The 13,663-nt window shown below is 70.9% G+C and carries 13 protein-coding genes; 11 read left to right on the plus strand and 2 right to left on the minus strand.

What is annotated here, in order from left to right:
• The first annotated feature begins 79 nt into the window (after positions 1-79).
• The 3 genes from ACFYYB_RS39895 to ACFYYB_RS39905 are packed head-to-tail and all read left to right on the plus strand — an operon-like array spanning position 80 to position 2,225.
• The gene (locus tag ACFYYB_RS39895) at positions 80-499 is read left to right on the plus strand and encodes a GntR family transcriptional regulator (protein ID WP_389443206.1); all 420 of its coding nucleotides are present in this window, start codon (positions 80-82) and stop codon (positions 497-499) included.
• Positions 496-1,362: an ABC transporter ATP-binding protein gene (locus tag ACFYYB_RS39900; RefSeq protein WP_389443208.1), complete on the plus strand. Its 867-nt coding sequence runs from the start codon at positions 496-498 to the stop codon at positions 1,360-1,362. The genes ACFYYB_RS39895 and ACFYYB_RS39900 overlap by 4 nt, the downstream gene beginning before the upstream one ends.
• Positions 1,359-2,225 carry a hypothetical protein gene (locus ACFYYB_RS39905; protein ID WP_389443210.1) on the plus strand — a complete coding sequence of 289 codons (867 nt, stop codon included), beginning with the start codon at positions 1,359-1,361 and terminating at the stop codon, positions 2,223-2,225. Before ACFYYB_RS39900 ends, ACFYYB_RS39905 begins: the two co-directional genes overlap by 4 nt.
• A gap of 47 nt (positions 2,226-2,272) precedes the next feature.
• On the opposite strand, the gene ACFYYB_RS39910 is transcribed toward ACFYYB_RS39905, so the two are convergent.
• Positions 2,273-2,605 (minus strand): hypothetical protein, encoded by a 333-nt coding sequence (locus ACFYYB_RS39910; RefSeq protein ID WP_389443212.1) that lies wholly within the window; start codon positions 2,603-2,605, stop codon positions 2,273-2,275.
• Positions 2,606-3,026: 421 nt separating this feature from the next.
• Here ACFYYB_RS39910 and ACFYYB_RS39915 point away from each other — a divergent pair, with 421 nt between their 5' ends.
• The 8 genes from ACFYYB_RS39915 to ACFYYB_RS39950 all read left to right on the plus strand — a co-directional run bounded on the left by ACFYYB_RS39915 (position 3,027) and on the right by ACFYYB_RS39950 (position 12,483).
• Entirely contained in the window at positions 3,027-3,563 is a 537-nt protein-coding gene (locus tag ACFYYB_RS39915; protein ID WP_389443214.1) for an RICIN domain-containing protein, read from the plus strand.
• 288 nt (positions 3,564-3,851) lie between these two features.
• The gene (locus ACFYYB_RS39920) at positions 3,852-5,270 is read left to right on the plus strand and encodes an MFS transporter (RefSeq protein WP_389443216.1); all 1,419 of its coding nucleotides are present in this window, start codon (positions 3,852-3,854) and stop codon (positions 5,268-5,270) included.
• Entirely contained in the window at positions 5,260-6,768 is a 1,509-nt protein-coding gene (locus ACFYYB_RS39925) for a pyridoxal phosphate-dependent decarboxylase family protein (RefSeq protein WP_389443218.1), read from the plus strand. Before ACFYYB_RS39920 ends, ACFYYB_RS39925 begins: the two co-directional genes overlap by 11 nt.
• 185 nt (positions 6,769-6,953) lie before the next feature.
• Positions 6,954-7,505: an ATP-binding cassette domain-containing protein gene (locus tag ACFYYB_RS39930; protein WP_389443220.1), complete on the plus strand. Its 552-nt coding sequence runs from the start codon at positions 6,954-6,956 to the stop codon at positions 7,503-7,505.
• On the plus strand, positions 7,502-9,703 hold the full coding sequence (locus ACFYYB_RS39935) for a YhgE/Pip family protein (RefSeq protein WP_389443222.1): 2,202 nt from the start codon (positions 7,502-7,504) through the stop codon (positions 9,701-9,703). Before ACFYYB_RS39930 ends, ACFYYB_RS39935 begins: the two co-directional genes overlap by 4 nt.
• A gap of 560 nt (positions 9,704-10,263) precedes the next feature.
• A complete protein-coding gene (locus ACFYYB_RS39940) occupies positions 10,264-10,788 on the plus strand; it encodes a peptidylprolyl isomerase (protein WP_389443224.1) in 525 nt (174 codons plus the stop codon).
• A gap of 367 nt (positions 10,789-11,155) precedes the next feature.
• Entirely contained in the window at positions 11,156-11,974 is an 819-nt protein-coding gene (locus ACFYYB_RS39945; protein ID WP_389443226.1) for a hypothetical protein, read from the plus strand.
• Between the two features lie 143 nt (positions 11,975-12,117).
• Positions 12,118-12,483 carry a hypothetical protein gene (locus ACFYYB_RS39950; RefSeq protein WP_389443228.1) on the plus strand — a complete coding sequence of 122 codons (366 nt, stop codon included), beginning with the start codon at positions 12,118-12,120 and terminating at the stop codon, positions 12,481-12,483.
• Positions 12,484-12,505: 22 nt separating this feature from the next.
• On the opposite strand, the gene ACFYYB_RS39955 is transcribed toward ACFYYB_RS39950, so the two are convergent.
• Entirely contained in the window at positions 12,506-13,591 is a 1,086-nt protein-coding gene (locus tag ACFYYB_RS39955) for a DUF5937 family protein (RefSeq protein WP_389443230.1), read from the minus strand.
• Positions 13,592-13,663: the final 72 nt, after the last annotated feature.

Below are 13,663 nucleotides of genomic sequence, written 5' to 3' on the forward strand. Positions count from 1 at the left end.
GTGCCGTCGGTACCTGAGCGCTCTTGACAGCCGGGACGCCCACACGTCACTCTTTCACTACTTCCCTAGTGAAAGGGGGATGGTTGACGTGATCGAGTACCGCATCGACCGGCGCAGTGGTGTGGCCACCTACCTCCAGATCGCCCAGCAGACCAAACAGGCCCTTCGCTTGGGCCTGCTGGAGCCGGGGGACCGCCTACCCACTGCCCGTGAGGTGGTCGAGGCCCTTGCCGTCAATCCCAACACCGTGCTCAAGGCGTACCGGGAACTCGAACGCGAGGGGCTGGTGGAGGGCCGCAGAGGGCTCGGCACCTTCGTCCTGCGGACGCTGGGCGAGGGCGGGGCGGCGGACGGGGAACTGCGCACCGAGCTGGCGCAGTGGCTCGCACGGGCCAGGCTGGCGGGCCTGGAGCAAGACGACATCACCGCACTGTTCACCTCCGTGCTGAGCGGATCCGGCAGTGAATCGAACGAATCGAACAAGGGGGACGAGGAATGACGGCAGGCATCGAAGCGCAAGGCCTCGGACGGAGGTTCGGCCGCGATGGCTGGGCCCTGAGGGACTGCTCGTTCAGGCTTCCCGCCGGCCGTATATGTGCCCTGATCGGCCCCAACGGGGCGGGTAAGTCCACCCTGTTGGCCTTGGCCGCGGGCGTGCTGAAACCCACCGAGGGCACGGTGACGACGCCGGCCCGCGAGGCCATTGCCTATGTCGCCCAGAACAAGCCGCTCTACCCGCAGTTGACGGTCGCCGACACCCTCCGGATGGGCGCCGACCTCAATCGCGACCGCTGGGACCCGGTCGCCGCGGGCGACGTGGTGGAGGCGGGAGACCTCGATCCGGCCCTACGCGTCCGCGCCCTGTCCGGGGGCCAACGCTCCCGGCTCGCCCTCGCCTTGGCTCTGGGCAAGCGGCCCACGCTCTTGCTCCTGGACGAAGCACTGTCCGACGTGGACCCGTTCGCCCGCCGCGGACTGATGGGGGTGCTGCTGGCGACGGCCGCCGAACACGGCACCACCGTCCTGATGTCCTCACACATCCTCTCCGAGCTGGAGGACGCCTGTGACCACCTGCTCCTGATCGACGGCGGACGCGTCCGGCTCGGCGGACCGGTCGACGGCCTGCTGCGAGCCCACACCCTGGTAACGGGCCCGATCCGCGACCTGGCCCCGCACACAGTGATCTCCACGCGCTCCACCGGGCGCCAACTCACCGCCCTGATCCGTCCGGAGGGAACCGTGAACACCGGCAGCGACGGCTGGCTGGCCGTCGAACCCACCCTGGAGGAACTGGTGCTCGCCCACCTAGGCGCCCCCGACGCCCCGGTCCTGCTCACCCCGGCCGTGGAGGCGGCGGCATGACCCTCCTCGAACTGCGCGGACCCCTTCGCGTCACCGTCCGTCTGCACCGCCACGTTCTGTGGGTCTCGTTCGCCCTGGTGCTGTCCGCCGCCATCGCCCTGCCCGCCGGTCGCTGGTACGTCCAGTCACTGGCACAGGACTTCGCGGCGACAGGTTGCGAGGTGGAGAACACGGTGTCGGGCTGCGGCATCCAAGTCCGCAGCTTCCTCTCCCGCAGCCTGTACGTCCAGAAGATGTTCGACTTCGTCGCGCTCGCCGTCAGTGTGCTGCCCCTGCTCCTCGGCGCGTTCGTCGCGGGTCCGCTGATCGGGCGCGAGTTGGAATCCGACACCTACCGACTCCAGTGGACCCAGTCGGTCAGTCCGGCCCGCTGGCTGGCAGCGAAGCTGGCGGTGCCTGTCGCCGCCGTGCTCCTCGTCCTGCCCGTGTTCGTGCTGCTGACGGCCTGGATCCGCCGGGGAACGCTGGACACCTGGTACCCGATCCAGTGGTACGACCTCCCCATGTACGGGGCGATCGGCCCGGTGGCGGTGGGATACGCCCTCCTCGGCATCGCCATCGGCGCCTTGGCCGGCCTGCTGATCGGACGCACGCTGCCCGCCATGGCCGCGGCCGTGACCGCGGTCGGGACCGTCTGGGCGGTGATCGGCCTGCTCCGCCCCCGGCTCTGGCCCGCCCTCGACGGCCTCCCGGGCGCCGGGAACCACTGGAACCTTTCCGATGGGGTCGACCAGATGGAAACCCGCTACCACCCGGAGTCCCACTTCTGGCCGCTGCAACTGGTCGAGAGCGCGATCCTGCTGACCCTCGCCGCCGCAGCGATCGTCGCCGCCTTCGCACTCCTGCGCCGCCGACACCGCTGACCGGCCGCAACCGGTCGCGGCCCGGTCCGCATCTGGTTCCGCACGCGTCAACGACGCTGCCGACACCGTCGAGTGGGCCTCGACACCAGGAGAGCGAGCCGGCGCAACTGCCGGCAGTACTGGGCTCCTACAGGGTCATCGACCTCAGGGATGACTCGGTCCAGGTCCTCGATGCGGCTCTGCAGGAGGATGCTGTTCTCCGAGTCGAGAGCGCCGCCGTTGTCGAGCCAGCGAACAACGCAGCCGGCGATGTCGAATTCGATGAGCCACACGTCCGTGCCACCGAAGGTGACATGCCGCAGGCTGTCGGGGAAGGGCTCTTGGCGGAATTCCCGCCAGAGGTGATCGGCGGTCTGCACCTGCTCGGTCGATTCGCTCACTTGAGCCATCTTGCCGTAGCCGTTGATCCGGGTTGGTGCTCATTTTCAAGCAGCGGTGACGGATGAGGCCAGCGGCGATGCCGGGGTACGGCGTGCCGCGTCGGCGAGGGCGTCGGAGACGACGGAGTGGAAGAAGTGCGCAGGGGGAAGCGGCCGGGGTGGTCCGTCACGGGGTGGCGTACGCCGACCTGGGGAGGGGCGTGTGCAAGCGGCACGACTGCGGGGAGTCGTTCCAGTCCGCTGGGGCTTTGGCGACCTGGCGGTCCTCAGCACGCCCTTCCGGGCGGCGTACGGGCTCAGCCCCGCTCGGTCCGCGCCGAGAGTTAGGCAACCCCGCGCTGATCGTCAAGTGCCGCGATCGGCTCCTGCCTAGATTCTGTGACGTCCGACCAACGTCACAGACGTCATCCGGGGGAAAATCGTGATCACCATCAAACGCGCCAAGTCGCTCCGAAACCTTCTTACCGTCGCGGGCGTCGCAGGCCTCCTGCTGGCCGCGGTCCCGGCTTCCTCCGCCTCGGCGGCGATCCCCGGCCACACCATCCGGAACTTCAACAGCGGGAAGTGCATGGAGGTGGCCGACTGGCGCACCGACAACGGGGCGCCGGTCCGCCAGTGGGACTGCACCGGCGGCGCGAACCAGAACTGGGCGCTGATCCCCCAAGGCGGCTCCTGGTACAAGTTCGTGAACGAGGCCAGCGGGAAGTGCCTCGAGATCGCCGACTGGCGCACCGACTACGGCGCGCCGGCCCGGCAGTGGGACTGCACCGGCGGCGCGAACCAGCAGTGGCGGTGGGCTTGGTCCGACCGGGATGGGGACGGCATCTACACCCAGCACATCTGGAACCGGGAGAGTCTGCTCGTTCTCGAAATCCCGGCGTGGCGCACCGACAACGGTGCTCCGGTGACGCAGTGGGGCTACAACTACTCGCCCAACTTCAACCAGGAATGGCTGTAGCGGGGGGACGGAAACTCGGATCTACGGCGGCTACCCATTCACCGTCCGGTTCCTGGTCCAGGACACCAGTTCGCCGATGCGCTCCAGGCTGTCGGCCTGGAGGCAGGCCGCCCGGGAGTCGGGGAAGGCGGCCGCTCAGCGCAGGTCGCGGCAGGACAGAACACGGCAGCGCAGGTCGCAGCAGCACAGGTCGGGGCAGGTCGGGGCGGTCGGGTCCGCAAGTGGAGTTCATGCCACTGTCATACTCACCCCTTGCCACCCCCTCGTCCGCTCGCTGATGATCTGCGCATGCCAGCAGACCTCCGTGCCCACCGCGCGCCGGCCCCGCCCCTGCCGCGTCGCGTGCGGATCGGGTACGGCCTCGGCTCCCTGTGCACCGGCACGTTCGCCACCGTGCCGGGGCTGATCCTGCTCTACTACCTGACCAACATCCTCGCGGTCCCGGCGGCCGTCGCCGGGGCGGCGGTCTTCCTGCCCAAGGCGTGGGACGTCCTGATCAACCCGCTGGTCGGCGTGGTGTCCGACCGCAGCCGGCTGCGCGGCGGCCCCCGCCGGCCCTTCCTGCTCATCGGTGCCTGCACCCTCCCCCCGCTGTTCGTCCTGCTGTTCGCGGCGCCCCCGCTGCGCGGTGCGGCCGCCGCCGGATACGTGGCCGTGGTCTTCCTGCTGGCCGCCACCGCGTACGCCGTCTTCCAGGTGCCCTACGTGACGATGCCCGCCGAGATGACCGAGGACCCCGCCGAACGCGGCCGGATCCTCAGCTGGCGCGTGGGCTTCCTGGGCGTCGCGATCCTGCTGTCCGGAGCGCTCGCGCCGGCCCTCGCGCAGGCCGACGGGGGCAGTCCGGCGAGCTACCGGCTGATGGGGGCCGCCGTCGCCGTACTGCTTGCCCTCGGCATGTTCGGCGCCTGGTTCACCACCCGGTGGGCACCGCGGGCCGCCCGCAGCGAGTCCGAGCCGTCGTTGCGCGCCCAGTTGGCGACCGCCCGGTCCCACCGGCCGTTCCTCCACCTGGCCGGCATGTGGACGCTCCAGGCCCTCGCCGTCGGCGTGATGCTCGCCGGTGTGCAGTACTTCGCCACGTACACCCTCGGCTCGCCCACCGCCGTCACCCCGCTCTTCGCCTGTCTGATCGGCCCCCTCGTCCTCTTCATGCCGCTGTGGAGCGGGCTGTCCCGGCGGTGGGGTGTGAAGAACGCGCAGTGGGCCGCCTCGCTGCTGTTCCTCGCCGGCGCCCTGCTGCTGGCCCTCACCCCGACGGCCGGTGCCGGTCTCGGCTACGCGGCGGTCGCGGTCGTCGGAGTGGCCTACGCCGGACTGCAGCTGCTCCCCCTGACCATGCTGGCGGACACCCTCGCCGCGGACGCGGCCCGCACCGGCAAGCGCCGTGCCGCTACGTTCACCGGGCTGTGGACGGCCGCGGAAACCCTGGCGTTCGCGCTCGGCGCCGGCGTCTTCGCCCTGGTCCTCGCGGTGACCGGGTTCCGCTCTTCCGACGCGGACCACCGGGTGGCCCAGCCCGAGGCGGCCCTCACCGGCATCGCGGCGGGCATGAGCGTGCTCCCCGCCGTCCTCACCGCCGCCAGCCTGTGGCTGCTGCACCGTTACCGCGAGGACCCCACCGGGGCCACCCCGCACGACCCCTCACCCGGACCCGTACCGTCCGCACCGCCCCGGCAGGAAGAGAACAACACCCGTGTCGACTGAATCCACCCGCGCCCTGCCGGGCGGCCGTACCCCGGACGACGTGCTCGCCGAACTGCGCTCCCTGCGGGAGGGCGACGCGCCCACCCGGGGCGGCCGGACCTTCGCCTACGTCTACGACGCCGGCCTGGAGGGCCTCGACGAGTTGGCCGCCGCCGCGTACACCGCGTACGCCACCGTCAACGGGCTCGACCCGACCGTCTTCCCGAGCGTCGCCCGACTGGAGAACGACCTGGTGGGCGCCGTCGCGGCGGTCCTCGGGACGCCCGGCGCCCAGGGCACCTTCACCAGCGGCGGGACGGAGAGCATCCTGCTCGCGGTGAAGACCGCACGGGATCACGCGCGGGCCGTGCGGGGGATCAGCGCGCCTCAGCTCGTGCTCCCGTCCACCGCGCACGCCGCCTTCCACAAGGCCGCCCACTACCTGGGCCTGGAGACCGTCGTCGTCCCCGTGGACCCGGTCACCTTCCGCGCCGACGCCGACGCCATGGCCGCCGCGCTCACCGACCGCACGGCGCTCGTGGTCGCCTCGACGCCCTCGTACGCCCACGGGGTCATCGACCCGGTGCCCGAGATCGCCGCGGCAGCCGCCCGGCGCGGCGTGCTCTGCCACGTCGACGCCTGCATCGGCGGCTGGCTCCTGCCCCACCTGCGACGGGCCGGCCGCGAAGTCCCCCCGTTCGACCTGTCCGTGCCCGGGGTCACCTCCCTCTCCGTGGACCTGCACAAGTACGGGTACGCGGACAAGGGCGCCTCCGTCGTCCTGTACCGGGACGCCGAGCTGCGCCGGTACCAGTACTTCGCCCACGCGGGCTGGCCCGGCTACCCGGTGGTCAACCCGACGGTCCAGGGCACGAAGTCCGGCGGCCTGCTGGCCCAGGCATGGGCGGTGCTCCAGTACGTCGGTGAGGACGGCTACACCGCGTTGGCCGCCCGGGTGGCCGAGGCGTCGGACCGGCTGCTGGCAGGGCTGCGCGGGATCGAAGGCCTGCGCGTCCTGGGCGAACCGACCGCCGGACTGGTGGCGTTCACGACCGGAGCTCCCCGGGGCGCCGGTGCGCTCAGTGGCGGCCCGGAGTGCGAAGCTGCCCCCGACCTCAGCCTGCTGCTGCACCTCGCCGACGAGATGCGGGAGCGCGGCTGGTACCTGCAGCCCCAGCTCTCCTTCGACGGCCTGCCGCCCAACCTGCACCTCACTCTGACCCCGGCCACCGTCGGCCAGGTGGACGCCCTGGTCACGGACCTCGCCGCCGCCCTCGCCGCGAGCCGCGCGCTCCCACCGGTGACCGTGGACCCGGGTCTGGCCGAGTTGGCCGCCGGGCTGGACCCGGAGACCCTCGGGCCCGACGAGATCGCCGGCGTCCTGGCCTTCGCGGGCCTCGGCGGCGACGGAAAGCTGCCCGCCCGGACGGCCCCCGTCCTCATGCTGCTGGACGTGCTGCCGGGTCCCTTGAAGGAACGCCTCCTGGCGGAGTTCGTGGGATCGGTCTTCCGCGTCTGATTACGGCCGCCGGTAGACCGGGAGATCCACCGGCGTCGCACCGCTGCGATGTTCGTAAGCAACCAATTCCTCGCCCGATAGAGATCAAATGCTCATCGGACGAACGGGGGTTGCTCTTCTTTATGGCGTCTTATGGCGTGTCATCATGAATAAAAATTGGGAGTAAATGCCCTTATTGTGTGCGAATGATCTCGCTAAAAGGCTTCTCGCTGATGGGACCGGAGGGGTCGGTATTCGGTCCCCTCGACGCCGAGATCCGTAAGGGGCAGTTGGTCGCGGTGGTGGGCCCGGGAGGTTCCGGCCGGTCCAGCCTGCTGATGGTCCTGGCCGGCCGGTTGAAGGGAGGCCGGGGCGAGGGTCCGGGCGCCGACGTGCGCGAGATCGCCTCCCTGGCCCGGATCACCGGCGTGGTGGAGACCGACGCGTACCGCAAGGTGGGCCAACTTCTGCGAGACCAGGGCCTGAGCGGCGAGCTCCCGGGTGACCAGGACCAGCGGTACAGCGAACTGTCCGCCGCGGACAGGCTGCGGATCGACGTCGGGCTGGCCCTGGCCTCGGGAGCCGAGGCGGTCTTCGTCGACGACGTGGACGACGGCCTGGTCCCCGCGGATCTGGAACGGGCCTGGACGTATCTGCGCGAGGTCGCCGCCTCCGGTGTGGCCGTCGTGGCGAGCGCGTGCGCGGCTCCGGCCGACGTGGACGCCGTGATCGACCTCGGGCAGGGGGCGGCCGGATGAGCGCACTGCGGCTCGCCGCCGTCGAGCTCGCCCGGTTCACGACCGGTCCACTGGTCCGCCGCCTGGTCCCCCTCGCGCTGGTCCTGCTGCCGACGCTCTACGGCGGGCTGTACCTGTGGTCCAACTGGGACCCGTACGGCAGGCTGAAGAACGTACCCGTGGCGGTGGTGAACCTGGACCAGCCGGTGGCGGCGATGGGCAAGACCGTCGACGCGGGCAACAAGTTCGTCGAGGAGCTGACCCAGGACCACACCCTGGGCTGGCGGTTCGTCAGCGAGGACGAGGCCCGCCGCGGGCTCGAGGACGGCACCTACTACTTCATCGTGACCGTGCCCCGGGACTTCAGCGCGGACCTGGCCAGCCCCCTGTCCCTGGAGCCCCGGCGCGCCCACCTCACCTTCACCTTGAACGACGCGCGCGGGTTCACCATCGGAAAGATGGGCGAATCCGCCGAGCCGGAGCTGCAACGCCGCGTCAACTCCGCGGCCTTCAAGGCCTACACCCAAGGCGTACTGGGGAAGCTGCCCGAGCTGCACGACCAGATGACCAAGGCGGCGGACGGCGCGGCGAAACTCTCGACGGGCACGGGCACGGCGGTCGGTGGAGCCCAGAAGCTCGCCGACGGCATCACACAGCTCTCCGACGGCTCGAAAACCCTGGCCGACGGCGCCGGACAGGTGGCCGACGGCACCCAGCAGCTGGTCGACGCGGTCGACGAGGCCGTGGCGATGGCCGAGGGAGAGGCCGCGCACATCGCCTCCGCCGTCCGGGAAGGAGCGGGCGCGGCATCCTCGACGGTGGAAGTGCTGACCCAGCTGGCGGACAAGGGGGTCGTCGACACCGCGGCCGTGTTGACGACGGTCAAGCAGCTGTGCGCCGGAGACCGGGGCCCCGTCTGCCGCGACGCGATCCAGGCGGCGACCACCGCGCACCGGACCACCGTGAAGGTCTCCAAGGACCTGCACGCCCTCCAGCGCCTCCTCACCAAGGCCACCACGGTGCCACCCACGCTAGGAGCGCTCGCGAAACTCCTCGTCACGGGCGAGAACACCGTGCTCACGCTCTCTGACGACCTCACCAGAGCCACCACGAAGGCGGCCCGAGCGGCCGCCGCGGTCCACCGCCACGTCAAGCACAGGTGTGCGGGCGACCCCGGCCCAGTGTGCAGCGGACTCGTCGAACTGACGAAGGACGTGAAGATCGCGGCCGAATGGGTCAACACGTCCCAGCACCGGATCAACGCCGCCGTACGGCGCCTGGCGGGCATCGTCGACCAGGCCGCCGCCCGCATCGCCGAGCTCCCGGGCACTGTCGCCGAAGCGCAGGCAAAGGTCCAGCTCCTCAACGACGGCGCCCACCAGGTCGCGGACGGCGCGAACCTGCTCCGCGACAACCTGGGCAAGGCCAAGGACGGCGCGAACGAGCTGACGACCGGCTTGGTCCGGCTCAAGACGGGGGCGAACGAGCTGGCGAACGGACTCGACGCGGGCGTGAAGAAGATCCCCTCGATCCGTCCGGACCTGCGGGCCAAAATGGCCGACGTACTGTCCAACCCCGTGGAGATCCGCACCGACGTCGAGAACCCGGCCCACGTCAACGGCCGCGGCCTGGCCCCCTTCTTCTTCGGCATCGCCCTATGGGTCCTCGGGCTCCTCGGCTACCAGATCCTGCGCCCCTTCAACTCCAGGGCGCTGGCCGGGGACCTGCCCTCGACGACCATCGCCCTCGGGGGCTGGCTGCCGATCCTGGGCATCGGGGTCCTCGCGGTCGGCGTCCTCTACGCCGCCGTCGACCTGGGCCTCGGCCTCGACCCGCTCCAGCCCGTGCACACCGTCGGGATCATGGTGCTGGGCGCGGCGTCGTTCACCGCGATCTCCTACGCCCTCAGAGCCGCCCTCGGCGTGGTCGGCGGGCTGCTCTCGCTCGTGCTGCTGATGCTGCAGCTGACCTCGGGGGGCGGCACGTACCCCGTCCTCACATCACCACAGCCCTTCACCTCCCTGCACCCGGTTCTGCCGATGTCGTACCTGATCGACGGGCTGCGCGTCTCCATCTCCGGCGGCAGGGAACAGGACTTCTGGTTCGATGTGCTCATGCTGACGGGATACCTCGCGGGGGCGCTCGCCCTGGCCGTCCTGATCGCCCACAACCAGCGCACCTGGACCTTCGGCAGGATGAAACCCGCCGTGGAGATGTAGCGCGGCGACGCACCGTGACATCCCGCGGCCCGATCCCGGGAACCGGGGTCGGGATGTGTGTGCAGAACCGTTTGTCTTCTGGGTCGTTGAAGGGGCCGAGTTCCCTTGTGCGCACCCGTCGGCACCCCTGACCGTCCGATGCGCACCTGGGTCTTCACGGCAGCGGGGGTCGCGGGACAGGACCGTCCCTGATGCCGGGTGCCCGGCAATCCACCCCCCTCCTCGGAGTGCCGGGCACCCACCGACTGCCATGGGGTCGGTCGAACCGGCCGCCTGTCATTGACTATTCCCGCGGATCAAGCCCCCGCCCTAGACTGCGACCGCTCCAGGACTTGGCGATCATCGAGAGGGCGTACGAGATGAAGCGAGCACTGATCAGCGCATTGGCGGCCGTGGGGTTAGTCGTGTCCGGGGGGAGCGTCGCCACCGCTTCCGACGGCGCTCCGCCGCGCACGACGCACGGCCCTTGCCAGTACACCCAGACCCCGGACGAGCCGCCGGCGCGCTCTGTTCCGCTGCCGCCCGACCCGCGGCGCACCCCCAGTCGGGGCACGGTCGACATGGCTGTCCCGACCAGCCAGGGCCCGCTCCCGCTGCGGTTGGACCGGGCCAAGGCGCCGTGCACGGTCCAGAGTTTCCTGCACCTGGCACGGCACGGGTTCTACGACCGTACGGTGTGCCACCGTTTGACGGCGTACCCGACGCTGAAGGTCCTGCAGTGCGGTGACCCCACCGGTACCGGTGAGGGCGGGCCCGGGTACAAGTACAAGGACGAGCTGCCGGTGGACCTGCCGCCGGCACCGACCGATCCGACCGGCGCGCGCCGCCTCTACGGGCGCGGCCTGCTGGCGATGGCCAACGCCGGTCCGAACACGAACGGTTCGCAGTTCTTCGTCGTCTACGGCGATTCCGCGCTGCGACCGAACTACACGGTGTTCGGCACGGTCGGCACAGACGGCCTGACGACACTCGACAAGGTCGCCGCCGGAGGCATCGAAGCGACCGCGGAGGACCCGGCGCCGGTCGACGGCGCACCCGTACTGCGGACCGAGCTGCTCCGCGTCCGGCCGTCCTGCCGGCATTGACGCACCGAGGCGCGGCCACGTCCTCAGCGTGACGACACCTACGGGCCGCCGGCGTTGGGTGTCGCCGCGCTAGCGGCGGGGTCCCAGGCCCGGCGGCGTCCGGGGCGGGGACGTGGCGCGGGGCTGGTGTCGTCCCTGTCTGCGCCCTTTCGTCCATGCGGCCCCTCCACCGTATGTGAGCTGCGGATTCTTCCGCTCCGAAAGGGCATGGGGTGCCGAGCGCGATGTCAGAGGGGCGTGCGATGATCCTTCGACTTCGCGCCGGCAAGGGGTTGCCGGTGCACACGGCCGCCCCTGACGGAACACAACCGCGGGGGCGGCGCGTATCCGTAGGCAACACGAACAGACAGCATGCAGGGGTGGGGAAATGAGTACCAGGACGATGGCCGGTTTCGCGGTTGCGGCGGCCGTGGTGGTGGGGACGGCGGGCTGCTCGGCGGGGGCCGTCACGCAGAAGGCCGGTGAGAAGGCCGGCGAGTCCGCCCAGGCGATCCTCGGGGCGCTGTCCCACGCGTCCGATGAGGCCTCGCGGGCGAGCTCGGCCGACATCATCGCCACGGTGACGAGCCCGGACACCGGCGGGAAGCCGGTGACGATGAAGGGCCTCTACTCCTGGGGCGACGGCGTGGCGATGGAGACCGTGATGCCGGCCAAGGACCTCCAGATGGAGGAGATGGTCGAGGACGGCACCGTGACGATGCGCCTCGCGAAGGGCGCCTACTACTACGAGGTAGACCGGATCGAGGAGGGCCCGTACAAGGGCAAGACCTGGATCCGGGTGGAGATGTCCGCGGTCCTCGGCGAGAAGGGGGCGTCCGCCGCACAGGGTGACCCGACGGCGGCCCTCAAGAGCCTGAAGTACGCGAAAACCGCATCCCTGATCGGCGCGGAAAGCGTCAACGGGAGGAACACCAAGCACTACCGGGCCTCGGTCCCCGCCGCGAAGATGGGTGCCGCCGCCAGCGACATGTACAAGCACCTCGGGGTGTCCGGCGAGATCGTGACGGACGTGTGGCTGGACGACAACGGGATGCCGGCACGGCTGAACCAGGCCATCGGCGCGATGAGCATGAAGATGGACTTCCTCTCCTTCGGGACCGCGAAGACCGTCGAAGTGCCCCCGGCCTCGGACGTCGCGGACATGACCGACTTCTACAAGGAGCAGAAGCAGGGCAAGGCAGCCTGATCCGCCCCGGTTGGTACGGGCGCCGGGTCCGCGGTGCCCGGGGCTGCGCAGTGACGTTTCCCCGGTGAACTGGTCTGACCGGACGGGTGAATCCTTCTTCGCGGGCCTGCCACTGACGGTGCCGCAGCGGCTAGAACCGGCCCATGACGATCAAGAAGCGGGCTGCGGCTGCGGCCGTCGCGGCCCTCACGCTGTCCCTGCCCGTCACCATCGCACAGGCCACCGAGACGAGGACCGCGGCCGGGCCGCACCTCGTGCCGACCGGTGTCCCGGTGTCCGCGCCCCGGCCTGGCGCGGGTCCCGCCCCGGACGACGAGGGTGAGCTGCTGATCCTGTCGAACGAGGAGTACGCCAGGCGCTTCGGGAACCAGCCCCCGCGGACGGCCGGTGCGCCGGTGCCTGCCGTCCCGCTCGCACCCGCCGCCCCCGTACTCCAGGACCGGGATCTCCAGCAGCCTTGGCACACGGTCGACTGGTCCCTCCACGCCTGGGACGTCAACAACCGGTGAGGGCAGGGCCGGGCTTGAGCGCTCAGCGCAGTACGGCCGCCAGCAGGTCGGAGCCCAGGGCCGTCAGGTCGGGCAGGTTGAGGGTGTAACGGACGTAACGGCCGTGTCGGCGGGCCGTGAGCAGGCCCGCGCGGCGCAGGACGGCGAGGTGGCGGGAGACCTCCGGGGGTGAGAGCTCCCAGGCGTGGGCCAGTTCACCGTTGGTGTGCGGGCCGCGGGCCAGGGTGCGCAGCAGCCGCAGCCGTACCGGATGGGCGAGTGCGTCCAGTCTCAGCGTGACCGTTGCCAGCGATACGGGTTCTGCCGGGCCCGGCTCCGCCACCGGGTACTGCACCACCGGCTGCCATCCGGGCGCGTGGACCGCGACCAGGTGCGGGCGGCCGAAGACACTGGGGATGAAGGTGAGTCCGGTGCCGTGGGCCGAGGTCGCGTTGTCCTGCAGCTTGTCCACGATGACGCAGTCGCCGTCGGGCGCCAGGGTGACCGCGCCGGAGACCGATGCGAGTGCCGCCCCGATGCCCTGGCGCTTGAGCAGGTCGTTCTTCAGGCGCAGGTCGGTCGCGAGTCGCACGGCGACGCCCTTCCAAGCTGCGTCGAAGAAGGCCTCGGCGCACTGTTCGAGGGTGTCGCGCACCCGTGCCCGTACGGCGGACGGGTCCGCGAGCAGCCTTTCCGCGAAGGCCTCTTGGAGCGCGCCGCGGGCCTGGGCCAGGTCCAGTACCCGCTCGCGCGCCGTCGGGTCGGCGAGCGGCGACGGCGCGGCGAAGTGGACCCGGTTGCTGCCGCACGTGGTGACGAGCGCGGCGGTCACGTACGTTTCGTCGTCGATGCGGTCCACACCGTCCAGCTCCTCGGCGAGGGTCGCCTGGGGCCGGGCGGGGACCAGGAAGTCGGCCCGTGAGGACCGCCAGAGGAACTCCGCCTCCCGCAACCGCTCGGCCAGCTCCGGCCGCAGCCCGGTCCAGACGTCCCCGGCCCAGCCGGCGAGCTGCGGGTGATGCCCGGGTTCGGCCAGCACGTGCAGCATCGCGGTCAGCTCGGCCAGCGGGGAGGCGGCGAACCGCAGCCGCTCGGACGGCAGTCCGCCGATGTCGATCCTCAACGTCACCCCCTCATCATCACCGACCGGTCGGCGGACGACAGCGACGGTTGACGATGTCCGTCAACCGTCGCACCCCGC

It is taken from the genome of Streptomyces sp. NPDC002886, from assembly GCF_042888445.1.
In the GTDB taxonomy this organism is placed as follows: Bacteria; Actinomycetota; Actinomycetes; order Streptomycetales; family Streptomycetaceae; genus Streptomyces.

Coding starts and splice junctions, on each gene's coding strand:
- ACFYYB_RS39895 (WP_389443206.1), top strand. CDS start 80: ATGGTTGACGTGATCGAGTACCGCATCGACCGGCGCAGTGGTGTGGCC.
- ACFYYB_RS39900 (WP_389443208.1), top strand. CDS start 496: ATGACGGCAGGCATCGAAGCGCAAGGCCTCGGACGGAGGTTCGGCCGC.
- ACFYYB_RS39905 (WP_389443210.1), top strand. CDS start 1,359: ATGACCCTCCTCGAACTGCGCGGACCCCTTCGCGTCACCGTCCGTCTG.
- ACFYYB_RS39920 (WP_389443216.1), top strand. CDS start 3,852: ATGCCAGCAGACCTCCGTGCCCACCGCGCGCCGGCCCCGCCCCTGCCG.
- ACFYYB_RS39930 (WP_389443220.1), top strand. CDS start 6,954: ATGATCTCGCTAAAAGGCTTCTCGCTGATGGGACCGGAGGGGTCGGTA.
- ACFYYB_RS39935 (WP_389443222.1), top strand. CDS start 7,502: ATGAGCGCACTGCGGCTCGCCGCCGTCGAGCTCGCCCGGTTCACGACC.
- ACFYYB_RS39940 (WP_389443224.1), top strand. CDS start 10,264: ATGGCTGTCCCGACCAGCCAGGGCCCGCTCCCGCTGCGGTTGGACCGG.
- ACFYYB_RS39945 (WP_389443226.1), top strand. CDS start 11,156: ATGAGTACCAGGACGATGGCCGGTTTCGCGGTTGCGGCGGCCGTGGTG.
- ACFYYB_RS39950 (WP_389443228.1), top strand. CDS start 12,118: ATGACGATCAAGAAGCGGGCTGCGGCTGCGGCCGTCGCGGCCCTCACG.